This window comes from Caulobacter sp. GW821-FHT05F04 (assembly GCF_059419665.1).
This window is the reverse complement of sequence record NZ_JBWKSF010000001.1, coordinates 374,744-395,744: the sequence shown is the minus strand read 5'-3', so window position 1 is coordinate 395,744 and position 21,001 is coordinate 374,744. Positions and strand designations below refer to the sequence as shown.

At 67.0% G+C, this 21,001-nt stretch carries 22 protein-coding genes and 1 pseudogene; 6 read left to right on the top strand and 17 right to left on the bottom strand.

Going from position 1 to position 21,001, the window contains the following annotated elements; translation table 11 throughout:
• Positions 1–57: 57 nt before the first annotated feature.
• Both AC07R7_RS01965 and AC07R7_RS01960 read right to left on the bottom strand, forming a co-directional pair.
• Positions 58–948, bottom strand: coding sequence for a hypothetical protein (locus tag AC07R7_RS01965; RefSeq protein ID WP_492835051.1), 891 nt, complete (start codon positions 946–948; stop codon positions 58–60).
• Positions 949–957: 9 nt separating this feature from the next.
• Positions 958–1,194: a BolA/IbaG family iron-sulfur metabolism protein gene (locus AC07R7_RS01960; protein ID WP_492835049.1), complete on the bottom strand. Its 237-nt coding sequence runs from the start codon at positions 1,192–1,194 to the stop codon at positions 958–960.
• A 145-nt stretch (positions 1,195–1,339) separates the two neighbouring features.
• Between AC07R7_RS01960 and AC07R7_RS01955 the strand changes: the two genes are divergently transcribed.
• The 3 genes from AC07R7_RS01955 to AC07R7_RS01945 all read left to right on the top strand — a co-directional run bounded on the left by AC07R7_RS01955 (position 1,340) and on the right by AC07R7_RS01945 (position 5,013).
• Positions 1,340–2,260 carry a M20/M25/M40 family metallo-hydrolase gene (locus AC07R7_RS01955; RefSeq protein ID WP_494633907.1) on the top strand — a complete coding sequence of 307 codons (921 nt, stop codon included), beginning with the start codon at positions 1,340–1,342 and terminating at the stop codon, positions 2,258–2,260.
• A gap of 118 nt (positions 2,261–2,378) precedes the next feature.
• Positions 2,379–4,196, top strand: coding sequence for a PAS domain-containing hybrid sensor histidine kinase/response regulator (locus AC07R7_RS01950; RefSeq protein ID WP_494634266.1), 1,818 nt, complete (start codon positions 2,379–2,381; stop codon positions 4,194–4,196).
• A gap of 64 nt (positions 4,197–4,260) precedes the next feature.
• Entirely contained in the window at positions 4,261–5,013 is a 753-nt protein-coding gene (locus AC07R7_RS01945; RefSeq protein ID WP_494633906.1) for a hypothetical protein, read from the top strand.
• Between the two features lie 12 nt (positions 5,014–5,025).
• On the opposite strand, the gene AC07R7_RS01940 is transcribed toward AC07R7_RS01945, so the two are convergent.
• From AC07R7_RS01940 to AC07R7_RS01930, 3 genes and pseudogenes are all read right to left on the bottom strand, one after another.
• Positions 5,026–5,388: a hypothetical protein gene (locus tag AC07R7_RS01940; RefSeq protein ID WP_494633905.1), complete on the bottom strand. Its 363-nt coding sequence runs from the start codon at positions 5,386–5,388 to the stop codon at positions 5,026–5,028.
• A gap of 20 nt (positions 5,389–5,408) precedes the next feature.
• Entirely contained in the window at positions 5,409–7,616 is a 2,208-nt protein-coding gene (gene purL / locus AC07R7_RS01935; RefSeq protein ID WP_492835041.1) for a phosphoribosylformylglycinamidine synthase subunit PurL, read from the bottom strand.
• A gap of 117 nt (positions 7,617–7,733) precedes the next feature.
• Positions 7,734–7,934 (bottom strand): annotated as a pseudogene (locus AC07R7_RS01930) (hypothetical protein); the annotation flags it as partial.
• A gap of 349 nt (positions 7,935–8,283) precedes the next feature.
• Between AC07R7_RS01930 and AC07R7_RS01925 the strand changes: the two are divergent.
• Positions 8,284–8,463 carry a hypothetical protein gene (locus AC07R7_RS01925; RefSeq protein ID WP_492883322.1) on the top strand — a complete coding sequence of 60 codons (180 nt, stop codon included), beginning with the start codon at positions 8,284–8,286 and terminating at the stop codon, positions 8,461–8,463.
• 62 nt (positions 8,464–8,525) lie between these two features.
• Here AC07R7_RS01925 and AC07R7_RS01920 read toward each other — a convergent pair whose 3' ends face one another.
• The 7 genes from AC07R7_RS01920 to AC07R7_RS01890 form a co-directional block, all read right to left on the bottom strand.
• Positions 8,526–10,457, bottom strand: a complete 1,932-nt coding sequence (locus AC07R7_RS01920; protein WP_494633904.1) for a CocE/NonD family hydrolase — start codon at positions 10,455–10,457, stop codon at positions 8,526–8,528.
• A gap of 110 nt (positions 10,458–10,567) precedes the next feature.
• Positions 10,568–11,230 (bottom strand): phosphoribosylformylglycinamidine synthase subunit PurQ, encoded by a 663-nt coding sequence (gene purQ / locus AC07R7_RS01915; RefSeq protein ID WP_494633902.1) that lies wholly within the window; start codon positions 11,228–11,230, stop codon positions 10,568–10,570.
• Between the two features lie 55 nt (positions 11,231–11,285).
• Positions 11,286–11,771, bottom strand: a complete 486-nt coding sequence (locus tag AC07R7_RS01910; protein WP_494633900.1) for a DUF3291 domain-containing protein — start codon at positions 11,769–11,771, stop codon at positions 11,286–11,288.
• A gap of 132 nt (positions 11,772–11,903) precedes the next feature.
• Entirely contained in the window at positions 11,904–12,704 is an 801-nt protein-coding gene (map, locus tag AC07R7_RS01905) for a type I methionyl aminopeptidase (protein WP_494633899.1), read from the bottom strand.
• A complete protein-coding gene (locus AC07R7_RS01900) occupies positions 12,679–12,891 on the bottom strand; it encodes a ParD-like family protein (protein ID WP_492883330.1) in 213 nt (70 codons plus the stop codon). Before AC07R7_RS01900 ends, map begins: the two co-directional genes overlap by 26 nt.
• Before the next feature lie 171 nt (positions 12,892–13,062).
• On the bottom strand, positions 13,063–13,242 hold the full coding sequence (locus AC07R7_RS01895; RefSeq protein ID WP_494633897.1) for a rubredoxin: 180 nt from the start codon (positions 13,240–13,242) through the stop codon (positions 13,063–13,065).
• An 11-nt stretch (positions 13,243–13,253) separates the two neighbouring features.
• Positions 13,254–14,528, bottom strand: coding sequence for a cytochrome P450 (locus AC07R7_RS01890; protein WP_494633896.1), 1,275 nt, complete (start codon positions 14,526–14,528; stop codon positions 13,254–13,256).
• Between the two features lie 82 nt (positions 14,529–14,610).
• Here AC07R7_RS01890 and AC07R7_RS01885 point away from each other — a divergent pair, with 82 nt between their 5' ends.
• Positions 14,611–15,237, top strand: coding sequence for a TetR/AcrR family transcriptional regulator (locus AC07R7_RS01885; protein ID WP_494633894.1), 627 nt, complete (start codon positions 14,611–14,613; stop codon positions 15,235–15,237).
• Positions 15,238–15,280: 43 nt separating this feature from the next.
• On the opposite strand, the gene purS is transcribed toward AC07R7_RS01885, so the two are convergent.
• Complete coding sequence (purS, locus tag AC07R7_RS01880) at positions 15,281–15,520, bottom strand: phosphoribosylformylglycinamidine synthase subunit PurS (protein ID WP_494633893.1); 240 nt, start codon at positions 15,518–15,520, stop codon at positions 15,281–15,283.
• A 54-nt stretch (positions 15,521–15,574) separates the two neighbouring features.
• On the bottom strand, positions 15,575–16,333 hold the full coding sequence (gene purC / locus AC07R7_RS01875) for a phosphoribosylaminoimidazolesuccinocarboxamide synthase (RefSeq protein ID WP_125156313.1): 759 nt from the start codon (positions 16,331–16,333) through the stop codon (positions 15,575–15,577).
• A 403-nt stretch (positions 16,334–16,736) separates the two neighbouring features.
• Here purC and AC07R7_RS01870 point away from each other — a divergent pair, with 403 nt between their 5' ends.
• Positions 16,737–17,054, top strand: a complete 318-nt coding sequence (locus tag AC07R7_RS01870) for a DUF1476 domain-containing protein (RefSeq protein WP_125156314.1) — start codon at positions 16,737–16,739, stop codon at positions 17,052–17,054.
• A 56-nt stretch (positions 17,055–17,110) separates the two neighbouring features.
• On the opposite strand, the gene AC07R7_RS01865 is transcribed toward AC07R7_RS01870, so the two are convergent.
• The 3 genes from AC07R7_RS01865 to AC07R7_RS01855 form a co-directional block, all read right to left on the bottom strand.
• Positions 17,111–18,604, bottom strand: coding sequence for an amino acid permease (locus AC07R7_RS01865; protein WP_494633892.1), 1,494 nt, complete (start codon positions 18,602–18,604; stop codon positions 17,111–17,113).
• A 109-nt stretch (positions 18,605–18,713) separates the two neighbouring features.
• On the bottom strand, positions 18,714–19,520 hold the full coding sequence (gene eutC, locus AC07R7_RS01860) for an ethanolamine ammonia-lyase subunit EutC (protein ID WP_494633891.1): 807 nt from the start codon (positions 19,518–19,520) through the stop codon (positions 18,714–18,716).
• On the bottom strand, positions 19,517–20,890 hold the full coding sequence (locus AC07R7_RS01855) for an ethanolamine ammonia-lyase subunit EutB (protein WP_494633889.1): 1,374 nt from the start codon (positions 20,888–20,890) through the stop codon (positions 19,517–19,519). The genes eutC and AC07R7_RS01855 overlap by 4 nt, the downstream gene beginning before the upstream one ends.
• Positions 20,891–21,001 lie beyond the last annotated feature (111 nt).

The window sequence follows — 21,001 nt, the reverse complement described above, 5'->3', positions numbered from 1 at the left end:
GAACTCAAGGCTTTCAGCTAGGCACCCCGGGCCGAAGGGTCAAGTGCGCCCTGTCTATCAAGTACGATTGGCGGCCTTCTCGCGTTCCTGGGCCGAGAAGCGGGCCATCTCGATCTGGGCGCAGACGCCGTTGGGCAGGTCGCGCTCGACCACGGCGGCCAGGCGCTCGACATCCTGGCGGGTGTCTGCGGTGATGCGCACGGTCGACAGCGACGGCTCGGTCAGGGCGTAGCCCAGGCAGATATCCTCGCCGCTCCAGCCCTGGGTGGCGTGCAGGAACTCATAACCGCCGATGTCGGCCAGAGGGTCGGATCGGCGCCGCCAAAGGGACGGCTTCGGAGCGGCCAGGCCGCCGCCCTCGCGCAGGACCTGGGGCCAGAAGTCCTCGCCGATCACGGCGAAATCGTGCGTCGAGGCGTGGCGGATGCGGTGGCGCTCGGCCCAGCCGGACGACAGGTTGAACGGCGAGGAGATGGTCGTGACCATCCCGTTCTTCAGCAGATGCGGATCGATGTCGCCGCGGCTGGCGACGCCCAGGCCATGGATCGCGTGGCTGTCGTACAGCGAGCGCAGGCCGGCCTCGAAGACGGGCGGCAGGGCCGGGGCCAGCGGGTCGTTGATCAGTACGAGGTCGAGATAGTCTAGCGAAAGACCCTCGAACGCCGACTTCAGCAGGTCGTCGACGGCCTCGTGGCCCAGGGCCGCCGCGTCGCCGCGCACCCGCCAGGTCAGGAACAGCAGCCGCCGCTCGACGCTGGCGAAGGCCTCGGCCGCACCCTTCAGCAGTTCGGGCGAGTCGCCCTCGACCTGGAAGCTGTTGATGCCGTTTTCCAGCGCCGTGAAGATCAGGGCGCGCCATTCGCTGGTCCGGAGGCGCGAGCTGTCGGCCAGGCGCAGCGTGAGCGCCGAAATCGCCATGCCCGAGGCGCCGAAGGGCCGGTAGCGCACGCCCTTCTCCTATTCCGCCGGAGCAGCGGTTTCGAGGGCCAGGGCGTGCAGAGTCCCGCCCAGCACGTCGGCCAGGGCCTTGTTGACCAGCTGGTGCTGGCGCACGCGCGGCAGACCCTTGAAGGCCGGCGAGACGATGCGGGCCTTCCAGTGGTCGTTGTCGCCGGCCAGGTCGGTCAGCACGATCTCGGAATCGGGGAAGGCCTTGGTGAGGCGGGCCTCAAGCTCGGCATGGGACATGGGCACTGGGAAGGCTCCGGTCTCTGAAGGGCTTATGTGGCCGGGATTTCTTAACAACGAGCCTACGCTGACAGCGTTGGTCACGAGGGTCCACGGCGATATGAGCGAGATTTAATTGAATTCGCCACCTCGCGCACGGCATGTAGGCGCCATGATCCGTCTTTCTGCGCTGATCGCCGCGGCGATCCTCTCCGCCGCCGCGCCGGCGCTGGCCGCTCCCGGCGACAAGGCCATCGACGATGTCCGCACCCTGTCGGCCGACGACATGCAGGGCCGTGCGCCCGGCACGCCGGGTTCGGAAAAGGCGCGGACCTACATCCTGTCGCGCTTCGCGCAGATCGGCCTCTCGCCGATCGGCGACAGGTTCGAGCAGCCCTTCGAGTTCGCCAAGCGCGACGGGACCAAGCTGCAGGGCGTCAACCTGGTGGCGCGCATCAAGGGGGCCAAGCCCGGCAAGGCGATGGTCGTCTCGGCCCACTACGATCATCTGGGCGTCCGTAACGGCGAGATCTACAACGGCGCCGATGACAACGCCTCGGGCGTGGCGGGTCTGCTGGCCGTGGCCGAAGCCTTCAAGGCCAAGCGGCCCAAGCACGACGTGATCTTCGCGGTGGTCGACGCCGAGGAGAGCGGCTTGCGCGGCGCCAAGGCCTTCGCCGCCGCCCCGCCGGTTCCGCTGGAGACCATCGCGCTCGACGTCAATTTCGACATGCTGAGCAAGAACGCCAAGAACGAGCTCTACGCCTCGGGCGCTTCGCCGTTCCCCTTCCTGAAGCCGATCCTGGTCAAGGTCGCCACGACCGCGAAGGTGACGCTGAAGCTGGGCCACGACACCGACACCGACGGCAAGGAAAACAACTGGACCACCCAGTCCGACCACTACGCCTTTGGCGAAAAGGGCGTGCCGTGGGTCTATTTCGGGGTCGAGGACCATCCCGAATATCATAAGCCCACGGATGATTTCGCGACCGTGCCTCAGGACTTCTTCAAGCGTTCGGTGGCGACCGTCGTCCAGGCCAGCCTGGCGCTCGAAAAGGACCTTGACGTCGTGGCCAAGGCTTCGGGGCGCTAAGTCTCGGGTTTGATTTGAATTTCCGCGCGACGAAATGTCGCCGCGGCTGGCGGAGCCACGCAATCTTTCCTTATTCTGGCGAGGTGCAACGTGATTCAGTCGGCAGCGGGAGCACACCATCAACCTGGGCGTCTTGAAAGATCGGATCTTTGGAACCGCGCCGACGGTGGCTCTCATCGTGTGCGCGGTCATGGCGACGGACTATCTGGTCAACATCGTCCTGTTGAACACGCCGAACGCCTACACGCCCCTCTCGACCCTGCTGATCGCGCTGGTGGTGGCCGCGCCGCTGTCCTACTGGCTGACCAGCCAGCGCCTGCGGCTGGAACGCTTGCGCGACGACCTCTCCGCCAGCCTCGACGCCAAGCAGGAAGCGATCGAGGAGGCCGACCGTCGCCGGGTCGAGGCGGAGGAGGCCGAACGCCTCTATCGCCTGCTGAGCGACAACCTGACCGACCACGTGGCCCTGTGGTCGCCGAAGGGCGAGCGCGTCTATAGCTCGCCCAGCATCCAGCGGATCACCGGCTATACGCTGGACGAGTTCATGGCCTTGCCGCCCCAGGCCATGGTCGGCGAGGTCGATTTCGCGCGCGTCCAGAAGCTGATCCGCGGCCTGACGCCCGGAGGCCCGCCCGCCACCGCCGACTACGAGTGCACGCGCAAGGACGGAACATTGATCTGGCTGGAGAGCGCCTATTCTCTGCTGGGCGACGGCTCCGGGATCCTGCTGGTCACCTCGCGCGATATCACCGAGCGCAAGCAGCTGGAGTTGGACATCGCCAAGGCGTTGGAGCTGGCCGAGACGGCGTCGGCGGCCAAGTCCGACTTCCTGGCCAACATGACCCACGAGCTGCGCACGCCGCTCACCGCCATCATCGGTTTCGCCGAGGTGCTGCGCCGCTCGCGCGGCCTGAGCCAGACCGCCGCCCGCCAGGTCGGCCACATCCTCGACGCCAGCAACACCCTGCTGAGCGTGGTCAATGACGTGCTGGACTTCTCTCGGCTGGAGGCCGGCGGGCTGGAGCTGGACCCGGCGCCGTTCGATCCCGCCGCCATGGCCTCGTCCTGCGCGGCGCTCGTCGAGGAGCGGGCCGTCGCCAAGGGCCTGGTCATCAAGGTCAAGACCAGCAAGGGCCTCAGGCCCATGAACCTGGACGGGCCGCGCCTGTCGCAAGTGCTGCTGAACTTCCTGTCCAACGCCGTGAAGTTCACGGCCCACGGCTCGATCACGGTGGCGCTTAGCCAGAAGGTCGAGGGCGACGCGGCGCTGTTGCGCGGCGCGGTGAGCGACACCGGCATCGGCATCGCGCCGGAGCATCTGGACAACATCTTCGATCGTTTCTCGCAGGCCGACGCGGCTGTCTCGCGCCGGTTCGGGGGCACGGGCCTGGGCCTGGCCATCTCGCGCCGCATCGTCGAGCGTATGGAGGGCCAGATCGGCGTCGACAGCGTCGAAGGGCAGGGTTCGACCTTCTGGTTCGAGGTCCGCGGGCCGCTGGCCGAACTGGCCGCGCAGGAGGCGGAGGCCACGCCGCTGCTGGACGGCGAGGCGGGCGTGCGCCTGCTGCTGGTCGAGGACAACGCCGTCAACCGCGAGCTGATCAAGACCATGCTGGAGCCGTTTGGCGTGGACGTGGAGACCGCCAATGACGGCGTCGCCGGCGTCGAGGCCATGCGCCAGGGCCATTTCGACCTCGTGCTGATGGACGTGCAGATGCCGGTCATGGACGGCTTGACCGCCACCCGCGAGATCCGGGCCATGGAGGGCGCGCGCGGCGCGGCCACCCCGATCGTGGCCATGACCGCCAACGTCCTGCCCGAACAGATCGCCACCTGCCTGGCGGCCGGCATGGACGACCACCTGGGAAAGCCGATCAACCCGACGAAGCTGCTGGAGACGGTGGCGCGGTGGTCGGGCCGGACGCACGCTGCCTGATTCGACTTGGTTGTATATCGGCGTTATTCTAGTTTGGATTGCGATCCACGCTGGGAGGATAGCCATGCCCGCCGACACCGCTGAACCGCTTGCCGCCGCCTCGACGGAGGTGGCCGCGCCAGATTTCGTCAACGAGTCCAACGACCGTAACCAGGCCGACGTCACCGCTTTCGCTCAGGCGGGCGATGAGCGGGACGGCCATGCCGTCAAGCTGAACTTCATCAATCAGTCGAACGATCTCAACAGCAGCGACATCGTGATCTTCGGCAGGAACGCCTCGACATCGTTCGACGAACTGGCGGTGGCCTGGCGGGTCATCAAGAACTGCGGCCAGGGCTGGAACCACCCCTTCACCTATCCCATGAGCAACATGGTCTCGGCTTCCGACAGCTATGGCAATTATTCGCCGCAGATGTCGGCGGCGAATGGCCAGGCGTTCGCTCTGTCGCTAACGGCCTCGGGCGACACGTTGCAGGCCGCCGGTCCGGCGACCAGCGTGACCGAGATCGAAGTCCGCAACAACCTGGCCATGGGTGCGATCAACGCCAACATCTACAAGGCCGGAAAGCTCTTCGCGAGCAAGACCAGCATCGCGCCCGGCCAGAAGGCCGTCTTCTCGTTCAGGCCGACGATCTGGATCGGCGTGGTCTCTCAGGTCGTTGAGGGCGAGGTGATGAACGCGGCCATCCTGTCCCAGGTCAACACCGAGATCTCACTTCTGGGCTTGGCCAGCGCGGATATCGTGATGACCGGCGGCGGGCCGGGACGAACGTCCACGCCCTTCGCCTTCAGCCTGGAGAACGTGACCTACGCCTGACCCCGGGCGGGATCAGTCGACGCAGATCGCCCCGGTCGACTTGCCGTTCACCACCTTGGCGTAGCAGCCGAACTGGCGATTGGTCTTCTGGCACTGGCCGGTGACGTCGCTCGCGGGTTCCAGGTTGCCCTCGAGGATGCACGCGCCCTCGCACTGGCTCTTGTCGGTGCAGGCCTTGCCAGCGTCGGCATAGGGCACGACGCAGGTCGGGATCTGGGCCTTGCCGACCGGCTGGATCGAACCGCCCTTGGCCGAGCACTGGGCGGCCAGGGTCTGGGCGGACGGAGCCGGTTCGGCGGCCTGTTGGGCGCTGGGCGCCGCGCAGGCGCTCAGCATCAGGGCGGCGATGGCGGCGGTCAGGGCGGGGATACGCATCGTACTGGAGCCTTTCGGGCTTAGGCCTTGGGGGCGTTCATGTAGCCCGGCAGCCAGGCTTCGTGAGCCGTGCGCAGGGCGTCGAGCGAGACGCTGAAAAGGTCCTTCGACGCGAAGTCGTTCCCCCCCGCGACGCCGGCGACACTGGCGCGAACGTCAGCGTCCTTGGCCGCGTCCAGCACCGCGTCGGGATCCGGCGTGGCGATCAGGTAGCGGGCCTGATCCTCGCCCAGCAGATAGTGGTGGGCGTGGGCGGTGCTGGTGGCGTTCAGGGTGACGCCGACCTTGCTGGCCAGCGCGATATCGGCCGCGGCGATCAGCAGGCCGCCGTCGGACAGGTCGTGGACCCCCGCGACAAGGCCCGAGCTGATCAGGCCGCGCACGAAGTCGCCGTTCTTACGCTCCAGCGCCAGGTCGACCGGCGGCGGCGCGCCGTCCTCGCGGCCCAGGATCTCGCGCAGATAGATCGAGGCGCCCAATTCGCCGCGCGTCTCGCCGATCAGCACCAGCGTATCGCCCTCGGCGACGCTGGAGAAGTCGGTGCGCAGGTCGTAGTCTTCCAGCAGGCCCACGGCGCCGACGGTCGGGGTCGGCGGAATGGCGACGCCATTGGTCTCGTTGTAGAGGCTGACATTCCCGCTCACGACCGGGAAGTCCAGCGCGCGGCAGGCCTCGGCCATGCCGTCGGTGGCGCGGACGATCTGGCCCATGGTCTCGGGCTTTTCGGGGCTGCCGAAGTTGAGGTTGTCGGTGATGGCGATCGGCAGGGCGCCGGCGGCCGTCAGGTTGCGCCAGGCCTCGGCCACGGCCTGTTTGCCGCCCTCGTAGGGATCGGCCTGGACGTAGCGCGGGGTGCAGTCGCTGGTGACGGCGATGGCCTTGCCCGTGCCGTGGATGCGCACGATGCCGGCGTCGCAGCCGGTGGCGCTGTCTTCCAGGGTGTCGGCCATCACGTGGCGGTCGTACTGCTCCCACAGCCAGCGCTTGGAGGCCATGTCGGGGCAGCCGACGATCTTCAGGACCGCTTCGTTCCAGTCGATCGGGGCGGGGATGGTCGCGGGATCGAGGCGCGGGTCGAGCTTGGGCTGGACCCACGGGCGGTCATACAGCGGCGCGTCGTCGAACAGCGGCGCCAGCGGCACGTCGCAGACCGTTTCGCCGTGGTGCTTCAGCACCAGGCGGCCGGTGTCGGTGGTGTAGCCGATGACGGCGGCGTCCAGGCCCCACTTCTCGAAGATGGCGTGGCCGTCCTGCTCGCGGCCAGGCTTCAGGACCGCCAGCATGCGCTCCTGGCTTTCCGACAGCATCATCTCGTAGGCCGACATGCCGGTCTCGCGCTGCGGGACCATGTCCATGTTCAGCTCGATGCCGACGCCGCCCTTGCCGGCCATCTCGACCGACGAGGAGGTCAGGCCCGCCGCGCCCATGTCCTGGATGGCGGCGACCGCGCCGGTGGCCATCAGCTCCAGCGTGGCCTCGATCAGCAGCTTCTCGGCGAAGGGGTCGCCGACCTGGACGGTGGGGCGCTTTTCCTCGGAGTCCTCGGTGAACTCGGTCGAGGACATGGTCGCGCCGTGGATGCCGTCGCGGCCGGTCTTGGAGCCGAAATAGACGACCGCCAGGCCCGGGCCCGGGGCGGCCGAGTAGAAGATGCTGTCGGCCTTGGCCAGGCCCACGCACATGGCGTTGACCAGGATGTTGCCGTTGTAGCCCTTGTGGAAGTTGGTCTCGCCGGCGACCGTGGGCACGCCCACGCAGTTGCCGTAGCCGGCGATGCCGGCGACCACGCCGTCCACCAGGCGCTTGGTCTTCGGGTGCTCCGGATCGCCAAAGCGCAGGGCGTTCAGCAGGGCGATCGGCCGCGCGCCCATCGTGAAGACGTCACGCATGATGCCGCCCACGCCCGTCGCCGCGCCCTGGTAAGGCTCGATGTAGGACGGGTGGTTGTGGCTCTCCATCTTGAAGATGATCGCGTCGCCGTCGCCGATGTCGATGACGCCGGCGTTCTCGCCAGGCCCGCAGATCACGCGCGGTCCGTCGATCGGGAACTTCTTCAGCTGGTTCTTCGAGGACTTGTACGAGCAGTGCTCGGACCACATCACCGAGAACACGCCCAACTCCACCAGGTTGGGCTCTCGCCCCAGGCGCTTGAGGACAACGTCATATTCGGCCGGTTTCAGGCCGAACTCGGCGGCCAATTCGGCCATGGGCTTTTGGGGCGTGCTCATGGGCGCGCCTTCTACCCCGGTCGTTCAGATTCCGCCACAGTCTGTCGCTCTTCTTGCCGGCCGAACGGCGGGCTACATCGACCTGATGAGGCGCTCCATGTGGGCGCCGCCCTCGCCGAGCCAGTGATCGATCACGACGCCACCCTTCTCGACCGAGCCCATGCGCAGCGACACGCCGATGACCACGGCCCCGAACAGGGCCAGCAGGATGAGGACTAGATTCAGCAGGGGATGCACGCTGGAGCGCTTGCGGCGCTTGGCCCAGACGGGCACGCCGCTGACATAGGTCTCGGGGAACCGAACTTCGTGGTCGGCCATGGTGTTTTGACTCTGTGCGTCTTCGGAGGGCTCCGCCGACGCCTCCCCATTCAGTGTTCGGCTGACGTTGCGCGCTGCGAAACGAGGATTCCAGTTCTCTCCCCCGCAAAGTGCGGATTAACCTTGAATCTCACGCTGGAGGCGAAAGCTTTGCTTTAAGTGGCGCGATCAGCGGAATGAACGTTTCGGCTTCGGGCGATCGCGGCAGCGTGGCGAGGGTTTCTGGCAAAGCTGTGTAAATTCCAAAGCTTAGCCTGAATTAAGGCGGCTCGGCCGTAGGAACGCCGCGAGTCCCGACCCGTTCTATCTCCGTGCGTCACGAGCGCGCTGTGTAACAGGAGTAAGGCCCATGGCTGACAACAACCGCGATCCGCAGCAGCAGCAGAACGACCAGCAACGCCGAACGCCCGGCCAGCAACAGCAGCAAGGGCAACCCAGGCAGGACGGACCCAGGCAGGACGAGCAGGGCCGCAACCCTGGTGGCGAGGCCAATCAGCAGGATGAAAACGTCAGGCGCGGCGACCGCTGACCTGATCGACACTCTCTCCGTAGAAGGAAGGCCGGCGGTGACCCCGCCGGCCTTTCTCGTTGTTACTTGGCGTCCACCACCGGCAGTTCGATGAAGCTGGCGTCGGCGCCGCTGTGGAACACCCTCTGCGTGGCCTTCACGTAGTCGGCCGGTTTGGCGAAGAAGATGTTCGGGACGAAGGTCTGCGGGTTGCGGTCGTACAGCGGGAACCAGCTGGACTGGACCTGCACCATGATCCGGTGGCCCGGCTGGAAGGTGTAGTTCGCGGTCGGCAGGATGAACTGGTACTTCAGCGGCTTGTTGGGCGTCAGGGCCTTGGGTTCGCTGAAGCTCTCGCGATAGCGGCCGCGGAAGATGTCCATACCCACGGCCAGTTCGTAGCCGCCCAGTTCGGGCTGGCTGGGAACCTCGTCGGGGAAGACGTCGATTAGCTTGACCACCCAGTCGCTGTCGGTGCCGCTGGTCGAGGCGAACAGGTTCACCTTCGGCACGCCGGCGATCTTCAGCGGCTCCTTCAGCGGCTCGGTGACATAGCTCACGACGTCGGTGCGGCTCTCGGCGTGGCGCTGGTCGCTGACCAGCCAGGCTTTCCAGCGGTCGCCGTCGGCGAACTGCACCGGACGCTGCACGTACGGCACCGGCTTGGCCGGGTCGGAGACGTACTCGTCATAGGCCGCCGCGCCCTTGGCCGGCGCCGGGGCCGAGAAGGAGAGGGCGCCCTGGGCGCTGAGATAGAGGTTCTTGCCGGCCTTCGCCTGCGTTCCTCCCTGGGGCCAGCTGGCGTAGCGGTTCCACTTGTTCTGGCCCGGATCGTAGATCAGCACCGGCGGGGTGTCGGCCTTGGGGCCGTCCTTCAGATACTGGTCGAAGAACGGCTTCATCACGTCGCGGCGGAACTGCAGGGCGGTGTCGCCGTCCCACTTGAACGGACCCAGGTTGTAGCCGTCGTAGTTCACCTGGCTGTGCCGCCAGGGGCCCAGCACCAGATAGTTCTTGTCGTTGTTGACGTCCTTGGACTCCAGCGCCGGGTAGCTGTGCACCGCGCCCCAGATGTCCTCCTGGTCCCACAGGCCCTGGATCCACATGGTCGGCACCTTCAGCGGCGTCTTCTCCATGGTCTTGTCGAGGGCTTGCTCGCTCCAGAAGCTGTCATAGGCCGTGTGCTGGGCCAGCTTCTTCCACCAGGTCAGCTGGTCCAGGCCATGGTTCTTGGCGTAGTCGCCGGCCGAGCCCTCGCGCAGGAAGTTGGCGTAGTCGTCATAGCCCTGGCGCTGGACGCCCTCGCCGGCGCCCCGGACGGTGGTCTGGCGCGCGAAATAGTCGAAGTTGATCTGGCGGAACGCGCCGTACTGGAACCAGTCGTCGCCCATCCAGCCGTCGACCATCGGGCTCATCGGCGCGGCGACCTTCAGGGCCGGGTGCGGATTGACCAGGGCCATCACGACCGTGAAGCCCTCGTACGAGCTGCCCAGCATGCCGACCTTGCCGTTGGTCTCGGGCACGTTCTTCACCAGCCAGTCGATGGTGTCGTAGGCGTCGGTGGAGTGGTCGACCTCGGACGAATTCAGCGGCCCCTTCAGCGGCCGCGTCATCACGTACTCGCCTTCCGAGCCGTACTTGCCGCGAATGTCCTGGAAGACGCGGATATAGCCGCCGTCGGCGACGAACGCCTCGTCGCCCTGGGGCATGGCGGCGACCATGCGCGGGCTGTCGGCCCGGGCGGCGCGCCTGGCGGCGTTGTAGGGGGTGCGGGTCAGCATGATCGGCAGGTTCTTGCCGCCCTTGGGGACCACGATGACTGTGTAGAGCTTGGTCCCGTCGCGCATCGGCACCATGACCACGCGCTTTTCGTAGTCGTAGTTGATCTTGGCGGCGACGTACTTGCCGTCGATGTCCGGCGTCATCGGCGTGACCTGGGCGTGGGCGGCGACGCCGAAGACGGTCATGGCCGCGGCGGCCAGCAGGCCCGCGCGCAGGGTGGAGACGAGATTCATAGTTGGCCCTCCTACAGAGGGGCGCACCTTAGGACCGGGATTTTTCGGCTGCTACACAGTAACAGCGTCGCCGAGCCCATTTTTCGTCGGCGGACGGAGGGAGGTCGGCCTCAGGCGCTCTGGAAGATGCTGCGGAACAGCACCGCGCCGTCGTCCGAGCCCAGGTCCGGGTCGAACGAGCGGTCGGGGTGGGGCATCAGGCCCAGGACATTGCCGCCCTTGTTGACGATGCCGGCGATGTCGCGGGCCGAGCCGTTCGGGTTCTGCTTGTAGCGGAACACCACCTGGCCCTCGCCCTCGATCCGGTCGAGGGTCTCCTCGTCGGCGAAGTAGTTGCCCTCGCCGTTGCCGACGGTCATGACCGCCTCGCGCTGCTCGCCGTAACCGGCGGTGAAGCGGGTCTGGCCGTTGACGATGTCGAGGTCGACGGCCTTGCAGACGTACTTCAGGCCAGCGTTGCGCAGCAGGGCGCCGGGCAGCAGGCCGACCTCGGTCAGGACCTGGAAGCCGTTGCAGATGCCGACGACGGCGACGCCCTTGTCGGCGGCGGCGGCGACCTCCTTCATGACCGGGCTCTGGGCCGCCATGGCGCCGCAGCGCAGGTAGTCGCCATACGAGAAGCCGCCGGGCAGGACGATCAGGTCCAGGTCGTCCGGCAGCGCCGTCTCCTGGTGCCAGACCATCTCGACGCGGGCGCCGGCGGAGCGCTCGATGGCGACCTTGCAGTCGCGGTCACAGTTCGAACCGGGGAATACGACGACGGCGGCTTTCATGGCGCGGGCCTGTAGCACCGTTCGGACGGGATGTCAGTCCCGCGCGGCGGGAAAGTCAGGCGCATTCGTCCAACTCGGGTTCGACCGGTTCGCCCGTGGGCGGGGGGAAGGGCGACTTGAAGGTGAAGGCGGCCGGCGTCGGGCCGTGGGCCTCGAGCAGGGCGAGCTTCTCCAAGGCCTCTTCGACCGTCGGCGTGTGGCCGGCGGGGACCCACCAGAGGGCCATGTAGAGGTCCATATGCTCGAACCACTCGCGGCGACGGCGCATGATCTCCACATGACCGCTGCGATAGACGTAGGCGCCGAGGGAGGGGATGTCCTCCCAGACCGACAGGTTCGGGATGAACAGGGGATCATTGTCGATCGCCAGGTCGGTGGCGTTGTTTCCCTCGCCCGTCAGCCGCCAGACGAAGCCGGGCGAGCTTTCCGCGAGCGCGTTGATCCGGTCGAGGTTGTCGGCGAAGTCCCGGATCATCGGGTGATCGATCGGGGCCTTGAGCCGGCCGACATTGACCTCGGCCAGATGGAATTTGGCGTTCATCGGCGATCTCCCTTCCGCTCCGGCCGAACATCGTGCGGCGAAGCTTCGAGCGGAAGGGGGCGGTGCGGGAATTTTGAGGATCGCAAGTTCCACCGCGCTTGGACGCCGCGCGTGAGCCGATCCGATACGGGCTCAGGCTAGCGTCAGGATTATCGGTCCTCGGCGGGTCGCGACCAATGTGTGCTCGTACTGCACCGTGGCCTGACGCAGCGGTGGACGCAGCGTCCAACCATCATCCTGTTCCTCGACCCACTCCGCGCCCAGCGACAAGAATGGCTCGATGGTGAAGACCAAGCCCTCCGGGATCGTCCGGCGGTCACGCGGCTCATACCAGGTCGGGATTTCCGTTGGCTCGTCGTGCAGAGAACGGCCGACGCCGTGGCTCGCCAGATTGCGCACCAGGCTGTAACCGTGCTTCCGGGCGAAGGTCTCGATGGACCGGCCGACCTCGTTCAACGAGGAGCCGGACTTCACGGCCCGAATTCCAGCCCACATCGCCCGGCGGCCGTCGCGGCAGAGGCGTTCAATGCGAGCGCTCGTCGGCGGAACCGCGAAGCTTGCGCCGGTGTCGCCAAAGAACCCGTCCAGTTCGGCCGAGACGTCGATGTTGATCAGGTCGCCCGCCTTCACCACGGTGTCATCCGGTATGCCATGCGCGCAGTCAGGCCCCACCGAAATGCAGGTCGCGCCCGGAAAGCCGTAGGTGAGCTCAGGAGCCGAACGCGCGCCTTCCTTCTCCAGCAGAGCGCGGCCGTAATCGTCCAACGCCTTGGTCGTCATCCCGGGCTCCAGCGCCTCGCCCATCGCGGCCAGGGTGCGAGCCACCAGGGCGCCAACGGCGCGCAGCTTCTCAAGCTGCTCTTCGGTCTCGATGGTCATGAGGGCGTCCGAGGAACCTTGGCCTTTGTCATGTTGCCGCGCCGGCAGGATCAAGGGCGTCGACACCCGCATCCCGCAGCTCACGCGCCACCAACTCCTGGAAGGTGAGGCCCGGGTTCAATTCGCAGAGCATCCCGATCTTGATCCAGAACGCCGCCTGGGCGTTGATCGACCGATAAGACGCCTTGCTCGCGCGGCGCAGCCGCTCGTGCAGCTCATCCTCGATATTGACGATACCCACCCAGCGCTCCGGAATATACGATACGTATATATTTCATATATTCCAAAACGGCTCATGGCAACTGGACCTGGCGCGCGCCTCATCGATCAGGAAGCCGCAGACGTCGCGGCGGATGTTCCGTCATCTCCCGGCGGGAATGACGGGGCGTTCAGGAGGATCTCCTAGCTGGCGCTACAGCTCGATCATGTCGAAGTCGGACTTGGGCGTGCCGCACATCGGACAGATCCAGTCATCGGGGATGTCGACCCAGCGGGTTCCAGGCGCCAAGCCTTCACCCGGATCGCCCTGCTCCTCGTCGTAGATGTAGCCGCAGGTGCGACACTGCCAGACCTTGAAGGGTTCCGCGCTCATCGTTCCGCCCTTCAGTGCATCTTGAAGCGGATCGGCACCGACTTCGGACCGCAGACGAAGTTGGCGACCATGCGGGTGGGTTGGCCGTCCAGTTCGACGCTGTCGAGGCGAGCGAACAGCTCTTCCCACAGCACCCGCATCTCCATGCGCGCCAGGTGCTGGCCCAGGCAGATATGGGCGCCGTAGCCGAAGGCCACGTGCTTGTTGGGCGTGCGGTCGACGCGGAACTTGAACGGGTCCTCGAACACCGCCTCGTCGCGGTTGCCGGACGGGTAGGACAGCATCATCCAGTCGCCCTTGGCGATCTTGCGGCCCGCCAACTCGGCGTCGGCGGTGGCGGTCCGCATGAAGTGCTTCACTGGCGTGACCCAGCGGATCGACTCCTCGATCAGGCCGGGGATCAGCGACGGATCGGCCTTGACCTTGGCGAACTGCTCGGGGGTCTCGGCCAGGGCCCATAGCGCGCCGGCGGTGGTCGAGGAGGTGGTGTCGTGCCCGGCCGTGGCGGCGATGATGTAGTAACTCATCGCCTCCAGGTGTCCCATCGGCTCGCCGTTGATCTTGCCGTTGGCGATGATGCTGGCCAGGTCCTCGCGCGGCTTGGCGCGACGGTCCTCGGTGATGGCGTTGAAGTACATCATGAAGTCCATGACGACCGACTGCAGGCTGTCGATGCCCTCGTTGACGTCGGTGACCGACTTGCCGGACCGGTTCAGATCCGGGTCGGCGTTGCCGAACAGCTCCTGGGTCAGCTTCAGCATCCGGGGCTCGTCGCTTTCCGGGACGCCCAGCACCTCCATGATCACGTGCAGGGGATAGAGGAAGGCCACGTCGCGGGCGAAGTCGCAGCGGTCGCCGTGCTCGGCCATGCGGTCGACGAAGCCGCGGGCGATCTCGCGGATCCGCGCTTCCAGCGCCCGCAGGTTCTGTGGCAGCAGCGAACCCTGGGTGACCTTGCGGTAGGCGAAGTGGTCGGGGTTGTCCATCTGGACCAGCGAGCGGACGAGATGGGGCGAGCCGCCCATCATCTCGCGGACCTTCTTGTCGGCCTCGATCGTGGTCACCACCGTGGCGCGGTCGCCGTTGTGGAACAGCTCGTTCTGGCGTTCGACCTCGAGAATGTCGGCGTGGCGGGTCACCACCCAGAACGGATCGAAGCCGTCGGGCTGGGCCACCTCCAGCGGCGCTTCGCGGCGCAGCTGGGCGAAAGCCTGGTCGACGCGATCGCCGTCGGCGTAGGCCTTCGGGTCGACGATGGTGTTGGCGATGTCGGTCGAGATCGTCATGGCGGCTCCTCGTTCCTCCCGGCGGCCTAGGGGCCGTCCTTCTTATTTGCTTGTTGTCCAACAAATAACTATGTTCCGCAAGATGATCGCGACCCTTAAGGCGCCCGCCGCGCGCCGAACCCAGCTTGACCGCCGCCAGCAATCCGAGAGCGAGCTCCTTCGGGCGGCGGCCGAGCTGATCGCCGAGCGCGGCGTGGCGGCGGCCACCTTCGAGAGCATCGGCCAGCGCGCCGGCTACAGCCGGGGGCTCGTCACCCAGAGGTTCGGTTCGAAGCAGGGGCTGATCGAGGCGCTGATCGCGCGGCTGGGGGCGCGGGTCGAGGCGCTGCTGGACGCCCGCCAGCTGGACACGCTGAACGGTCTGGAGGCCGTGCTGGGCTTCGTCGACGTCTTCCTGCGCAACCTGACGCGCGACGGCGAGATGCGGGCCTATTTCACGCTGATGGCCGGGGCGGTGTCCGACGTCTCGGACCTGCGCGCGCCGTTCGCGGCCGCGCACAGGGACGTCGAGACCCGCCTGGAGGCGTTGGTCCTGCGGGGGCAGCGCGAGGGCGTGATCCGCGCCGGGCTGAACGCCGACGCGGTCGCGTTGATGGTGGGGGCTTTGCTGCTGGGGCTCTCGACCCAGCTATTGGTCGATCCCGGCATGGACCTGGAGCCCATCCGGGAGACCAGCCTGGCGGCGCTGAGGGCCAGCTTCAGCGCCTAGATCGCGCTCTAGAATCAGACGTTTAGAGCCCTTTTGAACGGCTCTAGGCGATGTCGATGCGGTAGCTTTCGATGACCATGTTGGCCAACAGCTTCTCGCACATGGTCTTGACCTCGGCCTTGGCGGCTTCGGCGTCCGCGCCGTCGAGGTCGAACTCGATGACGCGACCGACGCGGGCGTCCTTCACCGACGGCCAGCCCAGGCCATGCAGGGCGTTCTCGACGGCCTTGCCCTGAACGTCGAGCACGCCGGGCTTCAGGAACACGTGGACGGTGGCTTTCACTGACAGATTCTCCCCGCGCGGCGCTCCGGGCCGCGCTGCTTCCAGATGAAGGGTTTAGTGCACGCCGCCTTGGATGACGGTCGGCATTTCCTTCATGATCCCCAGGCGGCGGGCCACCTCGGTATAGCTCTCGATGACATTGCCCAGGTCGCGACGGAAGCGGTCCTTGTCCAGCTTCTCGTTGGTGACGGTGTCCCACAGGCGGCAGCTGTCGGGGCTGATCTCGTCGGCCAGGATGATCCGCGAGAAGTCACCCTCGTAGATGCGGCCGAACTCGATCTTGAAGTCCACCAGCGTGATGCCGACAGCGCTGAACAGGCCCGACAGGTAGTCGTTCACCCGCAGGGCGGTGGCCATCATGTCGTCGATCTCCTGGGTCGCGGCCCAGTTGAACGCGGTGATGTGCTCCTCGGAGACCATCGGGTCGCCCAGCTTGTCGTCCTTGTAGTAGAATTCGATGATCGAGCGGGGCAGGGGCTGACCCTCGGTCAGGCCCAGGCGCGTGGCGATCGAGCCGGCGGCGATGTTGCGCACCACGACCTCGAGCGGGACGATCTCGACTTCCTTGATCAGCTGCTCGCGCAGGTTCAGGCGGCGGATGAAGTGGTTCTGGACGCCGATCGAGTTCAGGCGAGTCATGATGTACTCGCTGATCCGGTTGTTGATGACGCCCTTGCCTTCCAGGATGGCCTTCTTTTGGGCGTTGAAGGCCGTCGCGTCGTCCTTGAAGTACTGGATCAGGGTGCCGGGCTCGGGGCCTTCGTAGAGGATCTTGGCCTTGCCTTCGTAGATCTTCTTGCGACGGGTCGTCATGGCTCTCGTCGAGGCCCTTCTGTAAGCGCGCGCCGCTCCTCAAGTCCGGAATCTTCCGGAGAAACGAAAAGCGCGCGCGGCGGATAGCTGCGCGCGGCGTTCGACTCAAGGCCGCTCACTGGAAAATGTCGCGCGGAACCTACCTGAATCAGCGCGGCCGCGCAAACGAAGGACAACTTTCGGACGGTGTTCGGGCTATGTTATGGTTGGAAACGTCATCCGCGGCCTATCCGCCGATTGCGGCGGAGACCGCCGCAGGATATGCAGCCGGCGTAAGAGCATGATAGTCGAAAGTGGACGCCGGTTTCGGCGACCATCATGCTCTAAACGTTTAGAATTAGAGCCTGTCGCGGCCAGATGACTTATCTTGCCGCGACAGGCTCTCGGCGACTTTGGGGCCTTCATGACCACCTTCGACGAACGCGAACAGGGTTTCGAACGCAAGTTCGCGCACGACCAGGAAATCGAGTTCAAGGCGGCCGCGCGCCGCAACCGCCTGCTGGGCGAATGGGCGGCCGGTCTCATGGGCCTGGCGACCGTCGAGGAATACGCGCGCGCCGTGGTGAAGTCCGACTTCGAACAGCCGGGCGACGAAGACGTGCTGCGCAAGGTCTTCGAGGACCTCAAGGGCTCGGGCGTCGCCGCCTCCGAGGGCGAGGTTCGCATGAAGATGGACGAACTGCTGGCCGTCGCACGCGAGCAGATCAAGGCCGGCGAGTAAGCCTCAAGCCTTGATGGTCTGAACGAGGCCGCCCCTTGGGGCGGCCTTTTTCATGGTCAGTGGCTCTCGTAGGCGGCCTTGCCGCCGTTGATGGCGAAGGCCTCCTCGGGCGACAGCACCAGCTTCTTGCGGCCGACGGCGGCGAAGTAGGCGATTCCCACCGCGAACCAGATCGCCACCCCGATGACTCCGGTCCGATAGACCGGGTCCTTCAGCTGGTAGAAGATCGTGACCAGCGAGATGATCACGGTCACGCCGGCCCCGGCCACGCCGAACACGCTCTTATAGGGCCGTTCCAGGTTCGGGAGTTTCCGGCGCAGCAGGATGTAGGACGCGCCCTGGGCGACATAGGACAGCATGGCCCCGAAGACGGCCATGTTCAGCAGGGTTCCGCCGATCACCGCCGCGCCCTTCTCGGCGCCGAGGGCGAACCAGACGACCAGCATCACCGCCAGGCCGGCCAGCGAGCCGGTGATCAGGGCCACGTCCGGGGTCTTGCGCACGCCATGGGTCACCGACAGGGCGCGCGGGAAGTAGCCGGCCCGCGACAGCGAATAGATCTGCCGGCCATAGGCGAAGATGATCGCGTGGAAGCTGGCCACCAGGCCGGCCACGGCCACGGCCGCCAGGACCTTGGCCAGCGAGCCGCCGTAGATCGCCCGGAAGCCGTCCAGGATCGGCTCGCCCGATTTGGACAGGGCGAAGGTCCCGGCTGGGATCGCGCTGTTCAGCCACAGCACCAGCAGGGCCGAGACGATCAGGGTCAGCATGCCCAGGATGATGCCCTTGGGCAGGTCGCGCTGCGGGGTGTGCGATTCCTCGGCGGCGAGGGGCAGTTGCTCGATGGCCAGGAACAGCCAGACCGCGAACGGCAGCTGGGCCAGGGCGCCGCCGATCCCGGCCGGCAGGAAGGGGCCGTGGCCGTCCTTCAGCTCGGTCCCGCCGGGGCCGACGTTCAGGGCGTATCTGCCGAAGTCGGCGTGCGGGAAGGCGCTGACCCAGAAAACGACGAGGCAGGCCAGGGCCAGCAGGGTGATGAACACCGTGAAGCGGAACGACATCGCCACCCCGCCGGCGTTGAGGCCGACGAACACGACATAGGCTCCGATCCAGTAGAGCGGCTGGACCCAGGCCGGCGTCTCGAAGATCCCGCCCAGATAGCTGCCGATGAAGAAGCAGACCACGGCCGCGGTCAGCACATATTCCACGTTCTCGCACAGGCCGGTGACGAAGCCGCCCCAGGGACCCATGGCCGAGCGGGCGAACGAATAGGCGCCGCCGGTATGGGGCTGGGCCGCCGCCATCTCGGCGATCGAGAAGGTCAGGCCCAGATACATGACGGTGATGATCAGGGTGGCGACCAGCATGCCGCCCCAACCGCCGACGCCCATGCCCAGGTTCCAGCCGGAGAACTGGCCCGAGATCACCGCCCCGACGCCCAACGCCCACAGCGAGAACACGCCCGCATAGCGCTTGAGGCCGCGCTTTTCGAAATAGCCGTCGTCGACGGTCTCGTAACTGACGCCGCCGCCCGGTCCTGGTTCGCTCATGACCCGTCCCTCCATGGTCTGGACGTCGAGGGTGCGCCCCGCGTTCGCCCGCGGACGAGTCCTGGAGGATGTGTCGGTCGCCCGACCCCGATCGCCGTTTACTATTTCATCACGGAGAACGCGGTTCGTCCAAATCGCGGGCGATCGCCGGTTGCTCGACAACGCCGGGCAGGCCCTCGATGTCGCTTTCGTCCTTCAGCGACACGCCGGTGGCCGACAGGCGCAGCGCCTCGCGCATCAGCCAGGCCAGCTTGAAGGCGGCCTGGTCGTAGGAGAGCCCCTCGGCGCGGATGTTGGAAACGCAGTTGCGTTCGGCGTCGGTGCGCCCGACCCGCGGCTGGAAGGTCAGGTAGGCCCCGAGGCTGTCGGGCGAGGACAGGCCCGGCCGCTCCCCGACCAGCAGCAACACGAGCCGCGCGCCGAGCAACTCGCCCACCTCGTCTCCGAGGGCCACGCGGGCCTGACTGGCGACGGTGATGGGCGCGAGGCTCCAGCCTTCGGTTCTGGCGTAGGGCAGCAGGGCGGCGACCAGCGGCGCGGCGTGGGCGTGGACGGCCGTGCTGGAGAGGCCGTCGGCCACGACGATCGCCAGGTCGGCCGGACCGCGCGCCGCGGCCAGGGCGATGCGGCTGGCGTCGGAAAGGCGGCGGCCCAGGTCCGGCCGGCGCAAATAGGTCGCGCGGTCGGGCGCGGCGCTGTCGACGCGCAGCGTGGGGACGCCCAGCGCCTCGATCCCGGCGGCGACCTGCTCGGCCGCGAACGGCGTGTGGACCGCGTCGCGGGCCTGGGCGTGGGCCAGCGAGAAGGCCAGCACCTCGCGAGTCGGCAGGCTGGACCCGGAGCGACCGATGGCGATGCGGGCCGGGGTGCGTGCGCGCAAGGCGCTCCAGGGGTCGGGCGGGACCAGCCGGCTCATGCGCTGGCCAGCAGCGGATGGCCGGCGCGGGCGGGAGCCAGCCGGCCGTCGTCGCCGGTGATCCTCAGCCGCTCCAGCCAGGCCTCGAACTCGGGCGCGCGCTTCAGGCCCAGCAGCTCACGGACATAGAGCGCGTCGTGGAACGAGGTGGATTGGTAGTTCAGCATCACGTCGTCCGCCCCCGGCACGCCCATGACGAAGGTGACGCCCGCCGCGGCCAGCAGGGTCAGCAGGGTGTCCATATCGTCCTGATCGGCCTCGGCGTGGTTGGTGTAGCAGACGTCCACCCCCAGCGGCGCGCCCAGGAGCTTGCCGCAGAAGTGGTCTTCCAGCCCGGCGCGGATGATCTGCTTGCCGTCATACAGGTACTCGGGGCCGATGAAGCCGACGACGGAATTGACCAGCAGCGGCTCGAACGCGCGCGCAACGCCGTAGGCCCTGGCTTCGAGCGTCTGCTGGTCGACGCCGTGGTGCGCCCCCGCCGACAGGGCCGAGCCCTGGCCGGTCTCGAAGTACATGAGGTTGTCTCCGACGGTCCCGCGCTTCAAGGAGCGGCCGGCCTCCAGCCCTTCCTTCAGCAGGGCCAGGGTGACGCCGAAGCTGGCGTTGGCCGCCTCGGTTCCGGCGATCGACTGGAAGACCAGATCCACCGGCGCGCCGCGCTCGACCAGTTCCACGGCGCTGGTCACGTGGGTCAGGACGCACGACTGGGTGGGAATCTCGAACCGCTGGATCAGGTCGTCCATCAGCCGCAACAGGTCGCCCAGCACCGAGAGGTTGTCGCTGGCCGGGTTGATGCCGATCACCGCATCGCCGCACCCGTACAGCAGCCCGTCCAGGATCGAGGCGGTGATCCCGGCCGGATCATCGGTCGGGTGGTTGGGTTGCAGCCGCACGGCCATGGTTCCTGGCTGGCCGATGGTGTCGCGAAACTTCGTGACGACCCTGCATTTGCTGGCGGCCAGGATCAGGTCCTGGTTGCGCATGATCTTGCTGACGGCGGCGGCCATCTCGGGGATCAGGCCCGGCGCGAGGCGGGCGAGGGCGGCTTGTGTCGCGGCTTCAGAGAGCAGCCAGTCACGGAACTCGCCGACGGTCAGGGACGCGACGGGCGCGAAGGCCGCCGGGTCCTGGCCGTCCAGGATCAGACGGGTGACCTCGTCGGTCTCGTAGGGGACCACGGTCTCGGACAGGAAGGCCTTCAGCGGGACGTCCGCCAAGGCGTGCTTGGCGGCGACGTTCTGCTGGGCGCTGGTCGCGGCGATCCCGGCCAGGGCGTCGCCCGAGCGCGGTGGAGAAGCCTTGGCCAGCAGGTCGGCCAGGCCGTCGAACCGCCACGTTGTCGCGCCGATGGTTGAGGCGAAGGTCATGCTCTCTCCGAGGTCGCGGAGAGGGTGCCCCGAGAAGCGCGGCGCCGCAAACGCGAAGCGGGGGCGCCGATGCGACGCCCCCGCCCATGCTTTTCGGTTGGTCAGTTCCGC